Source organism: Microbulbifer maximicatervae (SeqCode), from assembly GCF_056231245.1.
Map to the genome: position 1 here is coordinate 4,859,133 of NZ_CP174334.1, position 20,492 is coordinate 4,879,624.

Sequence of the window (20,492 nt, forward strand, 5' to 3'; positions counted from 1 at the left end):
CGGCTTAGCGGCCGGTGACATGGATATCGCGGAATCTGCCGCGCATTGCTTTGTGCGACCCGCGTAGATTTACCCGACATCTCCACCAGCTCAGGGATTTTGCGATTAGGCGCGCCATCCCATTGTCACCCTGCAGATTTACCGGGCCATGCATTGACTGTAGCCCACACTGGCAGCGAAACCATCTGACTGACGGGACATTTACGTTAATTTGCCCCTGACAGCCCATCCAGATAGCTGAATACCTTTTTGTATTTGCCAGAGCCGGTACAATCGGCCCCCGTTTGTCGGGTAAAAAGCCCCGACAGGAATGTATTTATTGAGGACCCCCTATGCTTCTCGCCGCTGCTGCCATCATTGCCGGCTTTATTGTGCTAGTCTGGAGTGCCGACCGCTTTGTGGATGGAGCTGCCGCCACGGCCAAACATTGCGGCATGCCCACATTATTAATTGGTATGGTGATCGTCGGCTTTGGCACTTCTGCCCCTGAGATGGTGGTCTCAGCCATTGCCGCATTAAACGGCAACCCAGGCCTGGCCCTGGGTAATGCCTATGGCTCCAATATTGCCAATACCGGTCTGATTCTCGGCTTCAGTGCCCTACTGATCCCCCTCTCGGTCCACTCAAAGATTGTGCGTAAAGAGCTGCCACTGCTGCTGGCAATCACCCTGCTCAGTGGTGCCTTCCTGTGGAATGACCGCTTGGAGCGCTGGGAGGGCATTGTTCTGTTATTCGGTTTCTTCGCCTTGATCGGCTGGAGTATCTTTTCTGCCATGCGCAATAAAGGTGACCAGCTTGAGGGAGAAGTAGAAACTGAGCTGGAAGACAACCCTATGCCACTCGGAACTGCCATATTTTGGTTGGTAGCGGGACTGGTGCTATTGATTGTCAGCTCCCGAATTCTCGTATGGGGAGCAGTCACCATTGCTGAATCTTTGGGGGTTAGTGACCTGGTAATAGGCCTGACTATTGTTGCCCTGGGAACCTCACTGCCGGAACTGGCCGCAACCTTAGTGGCCGCACGAAAAGGTGAGCACGATATCGCCATCGGTAACGTTGTCGGCTCCAATATGTTCAATCTTCTGGCGGTGGTTGGCATTGCTGGCACCATTGCTCCCATGAACAACGTACCCCACGAGGTGCTATCCCGGGACTGGCCGATGGTTCTGGGCCTCACAATCGCCCTGTTTATTTTTGCCTACGGCTTCAAAGGCCAGGGCCGGATCAATCGCTGGGAAGGCTCCGCGCTGCTTATGGCATACCTCGTATATACCGGCTACCTAGTGGGAACCATTACCAAAGCTGCACTCTGATAATATTTGGGGTGGTGCCGCACCACCCCATAGTTACCGCCTGAATTAACCGTAATTCACCACCTCTGCGCCCATTTCTCTTCCCAAAAACTGACTAATATCTGCAAGTACTTTCCAAGGAAAAGTGCTGAGCAGCTTGATGAAGAGAAGCACCATTGGCAAAACCGTCGCGCTAACGGCCCTATTTGGACTCGGTGCAATTTACCTTCCCAATGCCTCTTGGCTGGCGACAGCCCAGCAAGGAAAACCGATCCTGATTGCCCATCGCGGTGTCTACCAAACTTACAACCGGGATAATTTAGCCCGTGACGAGTGCACCGCCGTCCGTATCCATACCCCGCAACACCACTACCTGGAAAACACGATTCCCTCTATGGAAGCTGCCTTTTCCCATGGCGCGGACATTGTCGAAATCGACGTCCATCCCACCATTGATGGCGACTTCGCAGTATTTCACGACTGGACCATAGACTGCCGCACGGATGGAACAGGTGTGACCCGGGAACAGTCCATAAAGGACTTAAAGAAGCTGGATATTGGTTACGGCTATACCTTTGATGGCGGCAAGACATTTCCCTTTCGTGGCCAAGGGGTGGGCTTACTTCCCACTTTAAAAGAAGTCTTACTGCACTTTCCCAGCAAGCAGTTTCTGATCAATATTAAGAGTAATGATCCGACAGAAGCAGACCGATTGGATAACTATCTTCGGCTACACCAATTGCCTATTAATTCCCGGCTTATGATCTACGGCGGCGATCGCCCAATTAAAAGGATACGGCAGCTGCGGCCAAATGCATTGGCCTTCAGCAAGACAAGCGCCAAACAATGTGCTTTGCAATATGCACTGTTCGGTTGGAGTGGCTACTTTCCCGAGTCTTGCCGGAACAGTATTGTTGTTGCACCCAATACCTGGCGATGGGCTTTGTGGGGCTGGCCCAATCGCTACTCTGAACGAGTGGCCAAAGCCAATAGCTTGGTGATGGCAGTGGACCATAAAAATGGCAAGCGGGGCTTGCCCGGTATTTACACACTGGAAGAGCTCAGTTTTCTACCCGAAGGATATAGCGGAGCTATTTGGATTGAGAAGATCGAGCTGATTGGCCCATATCTAAAATCAAGACAATAGATAACCTTAGCGTTTTCGACCTTTCTCCAGCCGTGCCAGATGCGCCTGAAGACGCTCTATTTCTTCCAGCAGCTCTATCGCTAATGCAGCGCCGGCAAGATTTACCCCCAGATCTCGCTCCAGGCTGTAAACCCGGCGCACACGGCGCACACAAATTCCGCTAAAGCGCCACTGCACTTCCCTGCTACGCGGCTCAATAATTCCCTCCTCAACCAAGGCAATAATGCGCTCCGCCGGTACACCACAAGCCCGACACAGTTCACTCAAAGTTAACTCACTCTCTTCATCCAGGAGAACACCGCTAAGCTGCTCAACCTTTTTAGGCATCACAATTATCCTCCCATGGACTGGCGGGGATTGAAGTTGAATGCGTCGCCAAACTGACGGTATGCCTCGCGTTCATTATCAGTAGTGGCTGGCGGCGTAACAGTTTGCATCACTATATACATATCCCCCGGCTGCTTTGCCGGGATACCGCGGCCCTTGAGGCGCAGTTTTTTACCATTGGTGCTGTTTGCTGGAATGGTCACTTTAATGGGACCATCGGGAGTGGGTACCTGAACCTTGGCTCCAAGCGTTATCTCCCAGGGAGCCAAAGGCAAATCCAGGTAAACCGTTTTACCTTCTGTATGGAAAAGGGGATGAGAGTTGAAAGCAATTTCCAGGTAGAGATCACCAGGCTTACCTTCTCCAATGCCAGGCTCACCCTGTCCAGCCAAGCGAATCTGTTGCCCTTCAGTGATCCCCTTGGGAATTTTTATATTAAGAGTGCGCTCACGCAGTTGCGGTCGCCCATCTGCACCCAATACCGAGTGCTTTAAGGTTACTTGGCGTGTACCGCCACGATAACTATCTTCGAGATCTACTGTGATGCGGGCATAGGTATTTTCACCCTGGGCACTGTAAGAGCGGCGCTGCCCTTGCCCATAAGCCTGACGAAACCCGCCGCGGCCAAACAAGCTTTCAAAGAAGTCACTAAAAGCTTCAGGATCAGCTTCGGTATATCCACCACCGTGAAACTCAAAACCCTGGTCCCAATTGGGGGGTGGTCGGAAATCCTGGCCAGACTGAAAACCACTGCCGAGCTGATCGTAAGCAGCTCGCTTCTCTGGGTCCTTCAATACTTCATAGGCCTCATTTACTTCCTTAAAGTGTTCTTCGGCGCCCTCCTCTTTGCTGACATCCGGATGATATTTACGTGCTAATTTTCGATAGGCACGCTTAATCTGTGCCTGATCCGCACTCCGATCCAGGCCGAGTATTTTGTAATAGTCCTTGTATTCCATGGCTTTAATAAAAGCCAAAGATGGTGCATTTTGCCATGCATAATTTAATTAACTAGCAGAAGAATATGTCAGTGATGAGTGTATCCGCCAACCTAATTTAAGAGTCATTAGGATGCGGAACAAACAGCATTAAGGTGAAGACACTGAGGATAATTATTAAACTTCGATATGGCGCATTTATACTTTAAGTCCAGCAGGCATACCGCAATACATATATTATATTTGACGCCGAATTAAATTCGGCGCCAAATACCACAGGTTAATGACCTGTTTCATACCACATATCAGCACTCACATACTCAATACTGCCATCAACATAGTGAATATATGCTTGGCCTTGATTTGTTGAATAGGCTCTTACTGTCACATTGCATGAGAGGCCTGAACTACAACCTTTTATCCAATTTATTCGATCAATAGACTTGGTTATATTCGTAATAGTCCATTTTCCAGAGGTGGAATTTCCAAAACTAAAATCTATCCCCGTGCAGCTAGAGGTGCCATTGCCAAAAACTTGACCTCCAGACTTTACATTGAGCTGACACACAAGATTAGCAGATAGCGCAGGCAACGAAATAGATGCACCCACTAATAGTAAACTTGCCAGTAATAATTTTTTGATATCCATATACCTAACCTTAAGTTTAAATGTCTCTATTATTTTTTTAAGTAAACAACGAAATTGAGGTTATCATTGAATAGCTGGGCTTCCTATACGACTCCAAAAATACGCCAGAAAAATAAGCTAACCAGTTATCAAATCAAGACAATTAAATTCCATTAATTCAAAAAAGCAATGTAATCAAATTAAATCTGTAATTTTTACGAATATGATCACTTGAAAATAAATCTATTTGTACATGAGAGTATAATGGAGCTAATATTTCAGGGAAGCCACGTTAGTCAGCCCCACTGAAACAGGACATATTGATTAGGCGTTAACGTTCAGCAGAGTAAGGATCTTCCGCATTTAAATAGGCCAAAACATCTACTTTCTGTTCGGTTGAATTCAGCCACTTGCGAACTTTTTTAACTTCATCATATAAGTCATCGCCAAATTTACTCCGATACATTTCAGAAAAAGTCTCTTGGGCTTTGTTCTCCCTGATCTTTTTCTGCCATTCATGAGTAACTAAAAAGTTAAGTGAGCCAGCGAGCCCTTCAGCTTTTAGTAAATCCCACTCGCCTTTATCTAACCAAACTCCACCGACAACAGTGCTGTAATCAATACGATGTTCACTACTAGCAATAATTTTTATCTTTTGCATTATGGAGCCAGACACAGGGCACAAGATAGCTCGCTTAGTATCTTCGGCAACTACATCATTAAGATTACTAATGTCTTCTGAAAATTTGTATTTAGGATTTTGTCTTTTCCAGCTTAAGTAATCTTCAATTAGAATCCAGTTACCTTCACAGGAAGAACAAGTATATCCACGAAATAACTTTTCGATAGATCCTGGTTTAAGAACGCCATCTTTACAGCTGGTACAATTATGCATATTAAACTCTAAAATATAATTCCCTAATTACGAATAAATATGACACAAACTAAACCATCTTACAGACAATTTAATTAACTAAGATTAAACACACTTAATTTAACTTCCAATTTAACACTCAGTTTCTATGTGCTTTATAAGAAAGGCCGCCAGGACGGCCCTTTCAAGTTCAATAGAAGTTATTTTAGGTTTTCAAATCAGCACTTAACATATTAGAAATTTTCTCCCCCCCTACTTCCTTAGAGAAGTCATATAGGGAAATGCCTTCTTCTACATAGAAATTTGCATTTGCTCCAAAACTTAACAAAAGGCTAACCATTTCAAAATCTTTTAAGTAAACCGCGTATGTTAACGGGCGATAATAATTATTTATAGTGCTCTTGTTTACATTGGCACCATTAGTTAAAAGGCGACTTACCCTATCTATATCACCGCTCTCTATCGCCAACAATAAAGCTGTTTTACCACCATCAAGTTCATGATCTATATCTTTCCCTAAATCAATTATCTTAGGAATTATTTTTGATACTTGATCACTATCAGCAAGTTCAAAAAATAGGTGGCCGTCTGAATCACCAGCAGCCTCCGCCCGTCTTAAATTTGATTCTGCTTGTTTTCGGTTAAAATTATTGTCTAGCTGATGTACCCACTTCATATAATACGAAACAGCGAGAACTGGACTATTCACTTTACAGCCGGATTTTTTAGCTTTAATGGAACTATCTATTGCCCCATCATACCATTGCATATAATGAAGTCTTAGCTTTGCCTGCTGCTGTAAAAAACATTTTTCAGAGTGAATTTTGTCAGCAGAAAATGAGTACAAATCATCAGCTTTTTTTAATTCACCTTCAGAAATTAAGAATTCAAATAACTTGCTATTTCTTAGAATCCAATAAATTGGCCTCTGATTACGAGATACATCTGAAGACTTATCAATTGCCATCAAATATTGATTAATAGATTTAGCTTTTTCGCCTTGCATTTCATAGTTCAAACCCCAATTTGCATACAACCATAAATTGTCAGTTCCAAGTTTTTCAGCAAGGATATATTCATCATTTGCAGCCAAATATTTTCCCTGATGTGTATATACATATCCCAATAGGACATGAGTATCAGCAAATTCAGGTTCAAGATCATTGGCAATAAGAATTAATTTTTCAGCTTTTTTTACACCAGCTGGCCAGTTCGTTTTCATATGAAATCTAGCCAACTCTAAGTACGCCCTATAGTACTCTGAATTCAAACTTAATAATTCATCCAAAATTGCTTTAGCTCTATATATGTTATCCCTATAACCTGTATTAATTAAACTATAGGCTTCCTTGTACATTCTATCTTCGACTTCACTACCGTTTGGAACGTCAAAATTAAGGATTCGAGAAAGACTATCGACACTTAAATTCTTTTGCTTTAGAGAGGTTAATTCTTCAGTTTTAATTAAGTTATCGTCTGATATATGCTCGCCAGATCCTATATAAACTTCCCCAGCTTTCACCTCATTATTTTTCACTTTAATTAAAGGTGTACCGTTTGTAGATATCGCAAAAACTCTACTTATGTTTTTAATCGTATTGACATCTAAAAATCGACTTAATGTTAAATTATTTTTAGAGAAATCATATGCAGGCCTAAATGTATCAAGCTTTTCAATTGGGAAACCGTTAAGCAGAAAATTTTCTATTAAGTTTTCAGAATATGAGAGATTTCTATTTACATTTAATTTATCCACGCCTGCATATTCTAACTTATTAATAGTTCTAGATTTTAGGATTTTGTCAGCATATTCCGGACCTGGCCAGGTAATCTGTAGAGGAACAATTTCCTTTAAAAAAGTGTCCTCGCGACTATATATATGTACTTCGATTTGAGAAGTTTTTACAGCAGAAAACTTATTTCTATTTCTCTGTATATACAACTTTAATGTATTAAATCCTGGATTAACTCTCAGCGGCGCATATCCCCCAGTTATTTCAGAGATGTCGTAGCCTAAATTTGCATGCCCTATATTTTCACTTACCCATATATCCAGAATAACTTCTGCTTCAAAATAATCTACCCTTGCTAGGGATACATCAAGTACTTTAGTTCTATTATCAGAAAAATCATTGGCTAAAATATTTACAGAAAATGAAAAAATATAAAGAACAGAAAGAATAATATATAACTTCCTTTTCATAAATGTACCTATAGCTTCCGCAATTAAAATCTATGTAAGGTACAATTATAAAAAGAGTTTTTATTAATAGATAGAATAAAGGACAGTGATGATAACTATATCACAAAAATGTTACTCAAAGGTTAATCACAATTCAGCTAATATCTAGAATAATAAAGAGAGAGTGCTCTCTCTTTATTATTTAATTAAATATTGACCAAATTATTAAGATTCTATCTCTCTTGAAGCACTGAAATCAGCTACACCAGCTTCTTTTAACAACGAATCGACTAGTGGCGCCATAGCCCGATGTTTTAGAGCACTACCCACCAGAGCCTCAGGCAAGCTTTGTCCTTTGGATTCAGCCTCGCCATCTAAAATGCCGCTGCTTGCTCTACCATCAACACTATTTAAGCCTTCAACAGAAATAATTTTCATGCCTTCAATACTCTCCATCGGCTTAACGCTTTCTCGGATAATATTGGGCAGATTTTCGTGCAAGCTGAGCACCTTCTTAAGGGCAATTTGGGCTTCATTCAGGCTGTTATAGGCTTCATTCATCAGGCGCTGACCCTCAGCGTCCACTGCATATTTTTCACGATCAGCTTCAACTTTAATACGAATAGCCTCAGCTTCAGCTGCAGCCTGCAAGCGCAACGCTTCGGCCTTATCTTCAGCAGCCGCTTTCTCCGCATCGGCCATTACTTTAATACCCGTGGCCTGACGTTCCGCTACTTTTTGAGCTTCAATAATTTCAATGCGCTTATCACGCTCTGCAACTTCAACATCCTTGGCAGTGCGGACTTGTTCTTCGGCTTTTACGGCTTCAGCCCGGGCCACGTTTGCCTGTTGGTCAGCAAGGGATTGCTCTTTTGATTTCTCCGCAACGGCAATGGCACGTTCCTGTTCAGCAATTTCTACCGACTTCTCTTTGGAAATACGCTGTTCATCGAGAATACGCTCACCTTCAATCTCTTGTTCTTTCAAGCGACGCTCTTTCTCGATTTCCAGCAACTTAGTTGCCTGTTCCGCAGCAATTTGGGATTGACTCACTTCACGCTGGGCTTCAATTTCAGCCTTGCGTGCTGCGCGTTCCTGCTCTGCTTGTTCACGGGCAATATCCGCCTTCTGAGCAGCTTCACGATTTTCCAGCTCGCGCTGCTGCTCCAGATGTGCGTAACGTTTTTCTTTATCAATTTCTAACTTTTGGCGTTCAGCTTCGAGGTTTTTCTTCTCGATCTGTACCATAGTTTCTTGCTCGACATCATTGACCTCTTTACGACGCGTCTCAATAGAGCGGGTCATGCTGGCGAGGCCCTCAGCATCAAACACATTATCCTGATTGAAGAATTCTTTATGGGTTTGATCCAAACCGGTCAAAGATACAGCCTCGAGTTCCAATCCATTTTTTAATAGATCTTCGGAAACTACCTGCTGAACTTTTTGTACAAACTGACTGCGCTGCTCATGTAATTCAGCCATTTCCATTTCAGCTGCTACAGAGCGTAACGCATCAACAAATTTACCCTCGATCATTTCTTTTAATGCTTCGGGGTCTAAAGTACGCAGCCCCAAAGTCTGTGCAGCATTGGCTATCGCATCTACATCCGGCTTTACCCGCAGATAAAATTCAGCAAGTACATCAACACGCATACGATCCTTGGTGATCAGCGCTTGATGCTCTTTACGGGAAACCGCCAGGCGTAAAGTATTCATGTTCACAGGAATAATTTCATGTAGAACCGGTAGTACCAATGCACCTCCATTCATTATGACTTTTTGACCCCCCATACCAGTACGCACAAATGAGCGCTCTTTTGAGGCTCTTGTATACAGGCGCGCAAAAATAGTTCCAATAACAATTAAGGCCACTAATACAGCCCCGGCAATAAATACCATAACCGGTAGGTTTCCTATCACTTCTAGATTCTCCATTTAGTTATTCTCCATAAGATGTATACTGCTGGGGCGTGTTACTCGAAAATGTGCTCCCAGCTCTTCAACCAGTAACACCTTATCCCCCTGATTAAATGTTTCACTTTCATCCGGTTCCACCATCACATAATGTGTAGTTCCGTATTCATCACTAAAACGTGCTTCTGCTGGTGAACCGATTTCTGCTTTACCGATCGTAATAATAGCTACACGGCCAATAAAGGAATTTCTCTCAACTGCCTCGGATTCATCACCCACAGCAAAGCGCCGCATAATGTTGCCAACAAAACGTACCTGAGGTAGCGCAAGAAAAAAGACTGCCACAGCAAGTAAACCGCCTGGCAATAAATATCCAACAAGAGACTCTATGAGCATTTGGGCTACTAGGCCGGTCACTCCAAAGCTAACCAGAAAAGTTACTAACAGTATAAGTGCAGGAACTTCACCGAAACGCAACCACCCAAGCAGCTTAGTCATCCCCCCAGACAACCCTGTATCTGGCACGTCAACATCAAAATCTGGTAATAAATTATCCAGTAAATCTGAAATACCAACACCAATCAATGTCATGATGCCTTCAAGAAGCGCTATCATAAACATTAAAATCAGCGCACCGGTAAAGATCAGGTTTTGGTCTTGCAATAAAAATATCATCAGCCCCCCGATTTAATCTTGGCTAAACGTTCTTTCACACGATTATTTCGCGCGAACTCCTCAAGTTCTGCTAATTTGCTGGCATCTATCCCAGAGTCAAATGTCGATATAGCTGTATTACCTACTGCTCGATTAAATGCATCGGTAGCTTGTTCTACCTGGGCTTTTGGCTTTCTATCCCTGCCATATTCATCCGCAGTAACTCTACTACTTACCTTTTTATTGACTGCAATAAAATCTTGTAACTGCTCACGCATTTCACGTTTCTTACCTTGCAGGGCAAGAATATAGGAACCTAGTTCCTTTATTTCTATCTCATTTTCATTGATCGCTTTTTCTAAAATTGGAAGTTGCGCCTCAATATCCATTTGTTTGGCAATGGCGACTTCAGCCAAATCATCACGACCTTCATTTATAGCAATATCAATTTGTTCAGCTAAACGCTTATGACGAGCATTTTCATCGCTTAACGCTCTACTGTTTAGATACTTGGATGCCTCCACCTTCCCTAGCTGATCTCGCACATCTGCAATTGCATCATCCACCTCCCGAATTGCCTGCTCCATCACTGACTCTGGTGCAGCGGCTTCAACCGAGTCCACGACGGCATTGGCGGACACAGAGATTAAACGTGATATGCGCTTTATAAACCCTTCACTCATAACTTATCTCCTGCTCCCAAATAGAAAAATCCACCTTATTATTGGCTACAAACTTCAAATGATGTCGAAACAGTGTCCAATCTCTCACCAAAGATACTGTTTATGCTTTCCTGCTATGACGGCAAGACAATTTTTCCGCAAAGTATTACGAGTCTGCAGCAGAGTTTTTATAAGTAGCGCAATAGGATTGGAATCAATACTAAATTATATCAATGCCGTATTCTCTACGAGCAATTCCAATATCATTCAAATTAGTAAACTGCGATGACTTTTTCCCAAACAATAAGTCATTAATGGAAGGAACGCTTCTACACAGGAAAGTTATGACCGGGCAGATTTTTTTGCTCTGCCGAACCTCTCTCTACAGCAACCAATTTACGCATTTTTTACTTTGTGTGACAGCGCTACTGTGATCGATCGACACCATGGTAGGCATAGTCATCCGCCGGTAAACACGCCGAAATTTACTGGAGTTCATTGAGCATGACGTTCCTTTGCCTCACATGCATATAAATGTACACATACCAATAGAGTAGGTCAATCAATAGGAGGTAAAATGAGTGGATGACAAGTTTTTAAACGTGGGTCGCTTGCTTTTATGCTTTGCTTAAGTAGCAGCTATTAGCGCTGTAAAACTGAACATTGTGGTTGGTATACAATTCAAAAATCAATTACACGCTATAACAGCAGGAAAATAGTGACATAAAATCAACGCCAACTTATGGTTTTGAAAATATGAACGCGCCCGGCTCTAATTCATCCTTTGAGTGCTTGGGAAATCCTATTCTCAATGTCGATAGCTATAAAACTAGTCATTATCTGCAGTACCCCCCAGGAACATCACATATTAGTAGTTATGTAGAGTGTCGTGGCGGTGAATTTGCGTCGACGGTATTCTTTGGCTTGCAGGCGTTTATCAAGCAATACCTAAGCACCCCCATCAGTTTTCATCAAATTAATGAAGCTGAAAATATTTTAAAACCCCATGGACTGCCATTTAACCGTGATGGATGGAATCATATTTTAAACGACCACAATGGTTTAATGCCCCTTGAAATTACAGCGATAGAAGAAGGACAAGTTATTCCAGTAACCAATGTTTTAGCTCAGGTTGTTAATACCTGCCCCTCCTGCTTTTGGCTCACCACTTATATTGAAACTGCACTTTTACGGAGCATCTGGTATCCATCAACCGTAGCTACCCAGAGCCGCGAAATAAAGAAAATTATCTCACAGTATTTATTTGAAACAGCGGAAAATCTGGATACGCTGGAATTTCGTTTACATGATTTCGGGGCTCGGGGAGCCAGCAGTCTCGAAACAGCGATGCTGGGAGGTATGGCTCACTTAGTTAATTTTAAGGGGACTGATACGATATCTGGAATATTAGCCGCAAAAAGATTTTACAACGCCGCTGTACCTGGAGCTTCCATTCCCGCCGCTGAACACAGCACAATTATCGCTTGGGGACAACAGCATGAGGAAGATGCTTACCGTAATATACTTGAGCAATTTTCTGGGGAAGGAAAAACTGTGGCTGTTGTCAGCGATAGCTACGATTTATGGAATGCTATAGAGAATATCTGGGGAAAAAAATTAAAGGATAGAGTTACTCATAGTGGCGGCACATTAGTAATAAGGCCTGACTCCGGCAACCCAGAAGAAGTCGTGATAGAAGCAATAGAAAGGTTGATGCGGATATTTGGCTCGCAGAAGAATAAAAAAGGGTATCGATTACTCCCCCCCTTTATTCGCGTCATACAAGGAGACGGTATCACTCGCTTTGTAATCCCGAAAATTCTCCAAGCAATGAAAGAAAACAATCAAAGCACTGAAAATCTGACCTTTGGTATGGGCGGAGGATTACTACAAAAAGTTGACCGCGATATGATGGGATTTGCTATGAAAGCTAGCGCTATCTGTATCAATGGCCGTTGGTACGATATTTTTAAGAATCCGAGAACCGGACCCGAGAAAAGGTCCAAGGGTGGCCGCCTTGCCTTGATTCGCGGCGATGATGGTGCACTTCGAACTATTGCGCAGAGCGATCTAAAATCAGGGGCTAGCCTGCTAAGGCCCGTTTACCGCAACGGTCTCCTGCTTAAGGACATTACTTTCGACAAAGTTCGAAGAAATGCTGCCCTCTGATTCCCGTTCCACCCTCACAACGTCTTACCCCTACGAAACTTCACTTTACCGAGCGAGTACTTTACAACTTTAGGTTGGTCCTGTTAGTTGTGCGTATCCAAAGTCTGACCTCCGTGCACACAAGGCCTCCAGCGTCAGTCGTAATAACAATAAGTACCCGCAGAGAGTGCTCGTGCTCTCGTGGGGTAAAGGTAGCCAATGGAAAGAAGAAAATTCCTCAAGATCGCCGGCGTCGGCTCCAGTGGTATTTTGTTGCCTCTACAGGGCATTCAGGTCAGCGCGGAGCAGCTGCTCAATGAGGGCATGCACAGCTCCCATAAAAGACACCTGGCTGATGTAGTCCTGAATACCGCGCGCAAAGCCGGGGCCAGTTATACCGATGTGCGTATCGGCCGCTATCTGAACCAGTATGTTATGACCCGCGAAACCAACGTGGAGAATATCGTCAACACAGAATCCCTTGGCGCTGGTATTCGTGTGATCGCCAATGGTACCTGGGGCTTCGCCGCCACCAACGACCTTACAGCGGATGGCGTCGCCCTTGCCGCGCGCCAAGCAGTTGCCGTAGCTAAGGCCAATGCCAAATACCAAACTGAGCCCGTGCGTTTGGCACCGGTAAAAGGGGTGGGCGAGGTTTCCTGGCAGACACCTATCGAACAAAATGCCCTGCAGGTCCCCATCAGTGAAAAAGTCGATTTCCTGATGGATGTTAACAATGGGGCACTCAAAGCTGGGGCCAGCTATATCCGCTCTTCCCTGTATTTGGTGAATGAGCAAAAGTACTTTGCTTCTAGCGACGGCTCCTATATTGACCAGGATGTCCATCGCCTATGGGCACCTATGCAGGTGACCGCTGTTGATAAGCAGAGCGGTGCTTTCAAGACTCGCAACGGTCTCAGTGACCCAGTGGGAAGAGGCTATGAATACCTGGCCGGTCACGACAAAGACAAGATTCCTGGTCAGACCACGCTCTATAGAGCTTCCTATGATATGGCCGAGGATGCAGTGCTTGCAGCCGAGCAAGCCCAGGCCAAGCTATCAGCCAAGTCCATCGATCCGGGCAAGTACGATTTGGTACTGGAACCCTCGCATCTGTGCCTGACCATCCATGAATCTGTGGGTCACCCATTAGAGCTGGACCGCGTGCTGGGTTACGAGGCCAACTATGCGGGAACTTCCTTCGCCACCCTGGATAAGTGGCGCAGCGGTAAATTCCAGTACGGCAGCGATAAGGTCACCCTGTTTGCCGACAAGGTGCAACCGGGCTCCCTCGGCGCCGTCGCCTATGACGACGAGGGGGTAAAAACCAAGCGTTGGGACTTGGTAAAAGACGGCATCCTGGTGAACTACCAGGCTACCCGCGATCAGGTGCATATGATCGACCAAAAGGAATCCCACGGCTGCAGCTATGGCGATAGCTGGTCCAGCGTGCAATTCCAGCGCATGCCCAATGTCTCCCTGGCTCCGGGCGAGAAGAAGTACTCAGCCAAAGACATGATCCGCGATGTGGAAAAAGGCATTTACATCGTCGGACGCGGCTCTTATTCCATCGACCAGCAGCGCTACAACTTCCAATTCGGCGGGCAGCTTTTCTATGAGATCAAAAACGGCGAGATCGTCGGCCAGGTTGAGGACGTCGCCTACCAGTCCAATACCCAGGAATTCTGGAATTCCTGCTCGGCGATATGCGACAGCAGCGATTACCGCTTGGGTGGAACCTTCTTCGATGGCAAGGGCCAGCCGAGCCAGGTGAGTGCGGTCTCCCACGGCTGTTCCACCACTCGTTTTGACCAAATTAATGTAATCAATACCAAGCGCAAGATTTCCTGAGCGGCGCACAAGAATAAGTAATTGGAGAAAAGGCAATGGCCATTCTGAGTAGAAGTGAAGCGAAGCGCATTCTCGACAAGGTTTTAAAATACAGCCGCGCCGATGAAGCCAGCGCGCAGCTGGCCGGCAGCGAAACCGGCAATATTCGCTACGCGCGCAACAGCGTTTCCACCAGTGGTATCGTCAATGATATCGAGCTGGCCGTAGAGGCCCGTTTCGGCAAGAAATCCGGTGTGGCCACTATCAATGAATTCAGTGATGCCTCCCTGGAAAAAGTGATGCGTCGCGCCGAAGAGTTGGCCAAGCTATCTCCGGAAAACCCGGAAGCCATGCCGATGCTGGGACCGCAGAAATATGTCAGCGTAGACGGCTTCGCCAAGTCCACTGCAGATATCACTCCAGACCAGCGCGCCAAGGCTGCGGCAGATTCCATTATTGCAGCCAAGGAAAAGAAAGTGGTTGCCGCAGGTTACCTGGAAGACCAGCGTTCTTTTGCTGCAGTCGCCACCAGTAAAGGCTTGTTCGGCTACCACGCTTCTACCTCTGCCAATTTCACTGTAACTATGCGCACCGAGAATGGCCTGGGTTCTGGTTGGGCCGAAAGTGACGTTACCGATTTCGGTGCAATGAATACCGGCAGCACCTCCTCTGTCGCCATCGACAAAGCGGTCCTGTCCCAGGAAGCCCGTGCCCTGGAACCGGGCAAGTACACCGTGATCCTGGAGCCCAATGCGGTGTCCGGCCTGGTGGGTTACATGATGAGCGGCTTCGATGCGCGCAGTGCCGACGAGGGCCGCAGCTTTATGAGCAAAAAGGGCGGCGGCAACCGTACCGGCGAGAAGATGTTCGACAAGCGAGTAAATTTCTACTCCGACCCCACCAGCCTCGATGTGCCGGCTCAACCCTGGACCGGCGGTGATTTTATGCAGCTGGGACGCACCGAATGGGTGAAAGATGGGGTAGTGAAAAACCTGGCGCGCAGTCGCTACTGGGCCGAGCAAAGCAAAGGCGAAGTGGTCCCTGAGCCCAACAACCTAATTATGGTCGGCGGTGATAAATCCACCGAAGAACTGATCAAAAATACCCACCGAGGCATTTTAGTAAGTCGCACCTGGTATATCCGTATGGTCGATCCGCAGTCCATGCTCCTGACCGGCCTCACCCGCGACGGCACCTTCTATATCGAAAACGGCAAGATCAAATACCCGGTGAAGAACTTCCGCTTCAACGAGAGCCCGGTAATCATGCTCAACAATATCGAAGATATGGGTGTACCCCAGCGAGTGGGTATGTGGGGCATGTCCGCCATGATTCCCGCGTTGAAAGTGCGCGACTTCACCTTCAGCAGCCTTTCCGACGCCGTATAACAGCCAGCACCCATCGAGGATAACGAAATGGAAAGAAGAAAATTTCTCCAGCTCAGCGGTGCCGGCCTGGGTGTTTCCATGTTGCCGCTGTCCGGCAATCTGGTCGCCGAGAGCAAACTGACGCAAAGCGGTATTGATCTCTCGGTAAAAAAAGAATTTGCCGATGTCGCCCTGAATACCGCCACTAAACTCGGCGCCACTTATGCCGATGTGCGTATTGGTCGCTACCTGAACCAATATGTGATCACCCGCGAGATGAAAGTGCAGGACGTGGTGAACACCGAATCTATCGGCATGGGGATTCGGGTTATTGCCAACGGCACCTGGGGCTTTGCTGCCACCAATGACCTGACAGCCGATGGCGTCGCTCGCGCCACCCGCCAGGCAGTAGCTACCGCCAAGGCCAACTCCAAGTACCAGCAGGAGCCCGTACAGTTGGCTCCGGTAAAAGGCCACGGCGAGGTGAGCTGGCAGACACCCATCCAGAAAAACGCTATGCAGATCCCCCTGGCCGACAAGGTGGACCTGTTAATGGACGTGAACAAGTCCGCTATGGATGCCGGCGCCAGCTATATCAACTCCATGTTGTACCTGGTGAATGAACAAAAGTATTTTGCCTCTACCGACGGCTCCTATATCGACCAGGACGTTCACCGTTTGTGGGCGCCCTTCTCGGTCACCGCAGTGGACAAGAAAACCGGCGGTTTCCGTACCCGCCAGGGCCTCAGCCAGCCGGTAGGACGCGGCTTTGAATACCTGGATGGCCGCGCCGAAGACAAGATCCAAGCACAGACGGTGCTCTATCGCGATTCCTACGATATGGCCGAAGACGCACGCCTGGCGGCGCAACAAGCCAAGGAAAAGCTCACGGCTAAATCGGTCAAACCGGGCAAGTACGACCTGGTGTTGGACCCAAGCCACCTCTGGCTCACCATCCATGAATCCGTCGGCCACCCACTGGAGCTAGACCGCGTGCTCGGCTACGAGGCCAACTTTGCCGGAACCTCTTTCGCCACTATCGATAAATGGCGCAGCGGCAAATTCCAATACGGCAGCGACAAGGTCAACCTGTTTGCCGATAAGGTACAGCCCGGCTCTCTCGGCGCCGTCGGCTACGACGATGAAGGCGTGAAGACCCGCAACTGGGATCTGGTAAAAGACGGTGTGCTGGTGAACTACCAGGCCACTCGCGATCAGGTACATATGCTGGGGCAAAAGAAATCCCACGGCTGCTGCTACGCAGACAGCTGGTCCAGCGTGCAATTCCAGCGCATGTCCAACGTTTCGCTGTTGCCCGGCAAGGAGGAGCTGAGCGTCGACGATATGATCAAGGATGTGGAGAAAGGCATTTATATTGTGGGTGCCGGTTCCTTCTCCATCGATCAGCAGCGCTACAACTTCCAGTTTGGTGGACAGCTGTTCTACGAGATTGAAGACGGCAAGATTACCGGCATGGTGGAGGACGTCGCCTACCAGTCCAACACCCAGGAATTCTGGAATGCCTGTTCGCAGGTCTGCGACAAAGATGATTACCGCCTGGGTGGTTCCTTCTTTGACGGTAAGGGACAACCGATGCAAACCAGTGCGGTATCCCACGGTAGTTCCACTGCACGCTTCGACGGTATCAATGTGATTAACACCAAGCGCAAGCTGGGCTAGCCATTGATCCAGGCGGGAGCTGGCCAGCAAACCAGTCAGTTCCCAGCATTGAAAATAAATGGGTAGAAGGAAAGAAGGTGCTCCGTTCGAGACCGTATGAGGCATGGATGCCGATTACGAGCGTACAGGGATGTATTTACAGCGAGTCTCGAACGAAGCACCTTCTTTCCTTTGCTCTCAACAATAAAAACCAACGCAGTAACAGAGTTATCCCGTGTCCCTCACCCGCAAGGCTTTTCTCCAGCGCCTGATCCTGGGTAGCTGCGCCGCAGCGCTGCCGCTGGGCACACGCGCACAAAATACCGCACCGGGTAGTGCGCAGGAGCACTACGATTTTTATTTCACCCGCTTAATGTACGAGTCCGGTGACTGGGATGTAGATCAGCGCATGCCCTCCAACGTGCTCAATTCGCTGGTGGAATACACCAACCTCAGAGTCGACCCCAAAGAGCACATAGTGCCGCTGGCCGATAAGAAAATGCTGCTGGCGCCTTTCTGCTACCTGGCCGGACACAAGCTGGTGCAATTCACCACGGAAGAGGCAAAGAATTTTCGCGATTACGTCAATCGCGGCGGCTTTGTATTTGTCGACGACTGCAACCACGATATCGACGGTCTCTTTGCCAAATCCTTCGAAGCGCAAATGGCCGAGCTGTTTGGCGAAGACTGCCTGCAAAAGCTCCCGGATGATCACGACCTCTACCGCTGCTTCTTCCAATTCGACGAATTGCCAGTAACCAGCTTTGAATTAAATGGCTGGGGTGATGATCTGGTACACGACTACCTGAAAGCCATAGTTGTTAACGGCCGTATCGCCGTGCTCTATAGCAACAAGGATTTCGGCTGCGAATGGGACTACGACTACCGCAACAAACGCTGGCTCGCCATCGATAACACAAAATTTGCGGTGAACATTGTTATTTACGCACTGACGAGCTGATTATGCTGACCACCCTGGAAAATAGTATCGAAGAACAACTGCACAGCCTCGACAATCTTCAACAGGAAATTGCACGGGTGATTGTCGGCCAGAAACCTGTGGTGGAGCAGATGTTGATCTGCCTGTTGGCCGGCGGCCACGCCCTACTCGAAGGGGTGCCGGGGCTGGGTAAAACCCTGCTGGTAAAAACCCTCGCCGATGCCAGTGCGCTGGATTTTAAGCGGGTACAGTTCACCCCGGATTTAATGCCCGGAGATATTCTCGGCAGTGAGATCCTCGAAGAGGATCACAGCACCGGCAAGCGCTTTTTTAAATTCCAGCAGGGCCCGGTTTTCACCAATATCCTGCTCGCCGATGAAATTAACCGCACACCGCCGAAAACCCAGGCAGCCCTATTGGAGTCCATGCAGGAAGGCTCAGTAACCGTGGGCGGTAAAACACTGAAATTGCCCGATCCTTATTTCGTACTGGCCACACAAAACCCCATAGAGCAGGCCGGCACCTATCCGCTGCCGGAAGCTCAGCTGGACCGCTTCCTGTTAAATATTCATATCGACTATCCCGATGAGAGGGATGAAGTTGAAATCCTGCGCTCCACCACCGGTGTCAGCAGGGGCAAACCCAGTCCCAGCCTGGATGCGGAGCAATTGCGCGAAATGCAGCAACTGGTGCGGGAAATTCATGTTAGCGACGATTTGTACCGCTACGTGGCGACACTGGTGCGCGCTACCCGTATGGAAACCAGCGGCAGCGATACCCTGCAACAGTGGATCAAGTGGGGCGCCGGCCCCCGCGCGGGGCAGGCTCTGATTCTCGCCGCCAAGGCCCGCGCCCTTTTGCAACGACGCCTCGCCGTCACCCGCGAGGATATCCGCAGCCTGTTACTGCCAGTGCTGCGCCACCGGGTGCTGCTCAGCTTCCAAGCCCAGGCCGATGGCGTGCAGATGCCACAGCTGATTGACGAATTACTGACGGCGGTGCCGGAACCGGGCAGGGACTGATCAGCGTGGAATACCTGTCCCCCAAAACCTTGGCCAGTTGTCGCGATCTGGTGTGGCTGTCGCGGCATATCGCCGAGGGCGTGATGCTCGGTGTGCAACACAGCCAGCGCCGTGGCACCGGCCTGGAATTTCATCAATACCGAGGCTATCAAGCGGGTGATTCCATCCGCCATATCGACTGGAAACTGTTTGCCCGCAGTGATCGCTACTATGTGCGCGAGACCGAGCAGGAGAGCCGTATGCACGTGTGCTTTGTGCTCGATAGCAGCGCCTCCCTGGGCCAGGCAAGCTTTGTCGAGCCCAGCCTGAATAAATTGCATTACGCCAAGTGCTGGATTGCCAGCCTCTGCTGGCTGCTCAACGCCCAAGGAGACAGCTATTCCCTATTGGCATTTAACAGCAGCCGGACGGTTTATGTGCCCGAAGGCCAGGGCGAGGGCCACCAGCGCCAAATCGCCCTTCAGCTACAACAACTCGACGCCAGCGACCACTGGCCAGATCACACTCAACTGGCGCCGCTGTGGCAATACTTTGAGCGGCCCTGTCAGGTGGTGTTACTGAGTGATTTTTTTCAACAGGGTAATGAGATCGGCGATTTTGCCGCACGCCTGCATGCCGCCGGCCGCCCCTGCCTGCCACTGCAATTGTTAATTGAGGCAGAACAGACTTTTCCTTTTGTCGGAGAGCTAAAGCTGCTCAATCCAGAAGTAAGCGCCAGTACTCCCGCAACTTTAGAAGTAGACGCCGAGCGGCAACGCCAGTCTTACCTGGATGCTTTTGCTCAAGCGCAGAGCGAGTTAAAAGCACGCTTTGCCACACAGGAGTGTTCACTGCAGACCGACCTTATCGAGCAGCCTGTGGAAAAGTCACTGCGCCAATTTATTCAACTGCACGGCAGGTTGTGCTGA

17 protein-coding genes are annotated in these 20,492 nt (G+C 47.7%); 9 read left to right on the top strand and 8 right to left on the bottom strand.

The genetic code is table 11. The features are described 5' to 3' along the window. Positions 1-332 precede the first annotated feature (332 nt). Both ACJJIS_RS21215 and ACJJIS_RS21220 read left to right on the top strand, forming a co-directional pair. Positions 333-1,313 carry a calcium/sodium antiporter gene (locus ACJJIS_RS21215; RefSeq protein ID WP_413663970.1) on the top strand — a complete coding sequence of 327 codons (981 nt, stop codon included), beginning with the start codon at positions 333-335 and terminating at the stop codon, positions 1,311-1,313. Positions 1,314-1,452: 139 nt separating this feature from the next. Beyond that, the gene (locus ACJJIS_RS21220; protein ID WP_475709014.1) at positions 1,453-2,439 is read left to right on the top strand and encodes a glycerophosphodiester phosphodiesterase family protein; all 987 of its coding nucleotides are present in this window, start codon (positions 1,453-1,455) and stop codon (positions 2,437-2,439) included. A gap of 6 nt (positions 2,440-2,445) precedes the next feature. Here ACJJIS_RS21220 and ACJJIS_RS21225 read toward each other — a convergent pair whose 3' ends face one another. The 8 genes from ACJJIS_RS21225 to ACJJIS_RS21260 form a co-directional block, all read right to left on the bottom strand. After that, positions 2,446-2,766: a chaperone modulator CbpM gene (locus ACJJIS_RS21225; RefSeq protein ID WP_413665909.1), complete on the bottom strand. Its 321-nt coding sequence runs from the start codon at positions 2,764-2,766 to the stop codon at positions 2,446-2,448. Between the two features lie 5 nt (positions 2,767-2,771). Beyond that, positions 2,772-3,725 (bottom strand): DnaJ C-terminal domain-containing protein, encoded by a 954-nt coding sequence (locus ACJJIS_RS21230; RefSeq protein WP_475709015.1) that lies wholly within the window; start codon positions 3,723-3,725, stop codon positions 2,772-2,774. 259 nt (positions 3,726-3,984) lie between these two features. Then, entirely contained in the window at positions 3,985-4,353 is a 369-nt protein-coding gene (locus tag ACJJIS_RS21235) for a hypothetical protein (RefSeq protein ID WP_282930449.1), read from the bottom strand. 310 nt (positions 4,354-4,663) lie between these two features. Further along, complete coding sequence (locus tag ACJJIS_RS21240; RefSeq protein ID WP_475709016.1) at positions 4,664-5,227, bottom strand: TFIIB-type zinc ribbon-containing protein; 564 nt, start codon at positions 5,225-5,227, stop codon at positions 4,664-4,666. A 184-nt stretch (positions 5,228-5,411) separates the two neighbouring features. Further along, a complete protein-coding gene (locus tag ACJJIS_RS21245; RefSeq protein ID WP_475709017.1) occupies positions 5,412-7,409 on the bottom strand; it encodes an ankyrin repeat domain-containing protein in 1,998 nt (665 codons plus the stop codon). A gap of 204 nt (positions 7,410-7,613) precedes the next feature. After that, on the bottom strand, positions 7,614-9,323 hold the full coding sequence (locus ACJJIS_RS21250; RefSeq protein ID WP_445360753.1) for a flotillin family protein: 1,710 nt from the start codon (positions 9,321-9,323) through the stop codon (positions 7,614-7,616). After that, a complete protein-coding gene (locus ACJJIS_RS21255; RefSeq protein ID WP_445355307.1) occupies positions 9,324-9,977 on the bottom strand; it encodes a YqiJ family protein in 654 nt (217 codons plus the stop codon). It lies immediately after the preceding gene. After that, on the bottom strand, positions 9,977-10,639 hold the full coding sequence (locus ACJJIS_RS21260) for a PspA/IM30 family protein (protein WP_444915067.1): 663 nt from the start codon (positions 10,637-10,639) through the stop codon (positions 9,977-9,979). Before ACJJIS_RS21260 ends, ACJJIS_RS21255 begins: the two co-directional genes overlap by 1 nt. A gap of 735 nt (positions 10,640-11,374) precedes the next feature. Here ACJJIS_RS21260 and ACJJIS_RS21265 point away from each other — a divergent pair. The 7 genes from ACJJIS_RS21265 to ACJJIS_RS21295 all read left to right on the top strand — a co-directional run bounded on the left by ACJJIS_RS21265 (position 11,375) and on the right by ACJJIS_RS21295 (position 20,492). Beyond that, positions 11,375-12,787 (top strand): nicotinate phosphoribosyltransferase, encoded by a 1,413-nt coding sequence (locus tag ACJJIS_RS21265; protein WP_475709018.1) that lies wholly within the window; start codon positions 11,375-11,377, stop codon positions 12,785-12,787. A 198-nt stretch (positions 12,788-12,985) separates the two neighbouring features. Beyond that, positions 12,986-14,617 (top strand): TldD/PmbA family protein, encoded by a 1,632-nt coding sequence (locus ACJJIS_RS21270; protein ID WP_475709019.1) that lies wholly within the window; start codon positions 12,986-12,988, stop codon positions 14,615-14,617. Between the two features lie 35 nt (positions 14,618-14,652). Then, a complete protein-coding gene (locus tag ACJJIS_RS21275; RefSeq protein ID WP_475709020.1) occupies positions 14,653-15,984 on the top strand; it encodes a TldD/PmbA family protein in 1,332 nt (443 codons plus the stop codon). Between the two features lie 27 nt (positions 15,985-16,011). After that, positions 16,012-17,643, top strand: coding sequence for a TldD/PmbA family protein (locus ACJJIS_RS21280; RefSeq protein ID WP_108731287.1), 1,632 nt, complete (start codon positions 16,012-16,014; stop codon positions 17,641-17,643). 214 nt (positions 17,644-17,857) lie between these two features. Beyond that, a complete protein-coding gene (locus tag ACJJIS_RS21285) occupies positions 17,858-18,583 on the top strand; it encodes a DUF4159 domain-containing protein (RefSeq protein WP_475709021.1) in 726 nt (241 codons plus the stop codon). A gap of 2 nt (positions 18,584-18,585) precedes the next feature. Continuing rightward, the gene (locus ACJJIS_RS21290) at positions 18,586-19,584 is read left to right on the top strand and encodes an AAA family ATPase (protein WP_475709022.1); all 999 of its coding nucleotides are present in this window, start codon (positions 18,586-18,588) and stop codon (positions 19,582-19,584) included. Between the two features lie 5 nt (positions 19,585-19,589). After that, complete coding sequence (locus ACJJIS_RS21295) at positions 19,590-20,492, top strand: DUF58 domain-containing protein (protein ID WP_475709023.1); 903 nt, start codon at positions 19,590-19,592, stop codon at positions 20,490-20,492.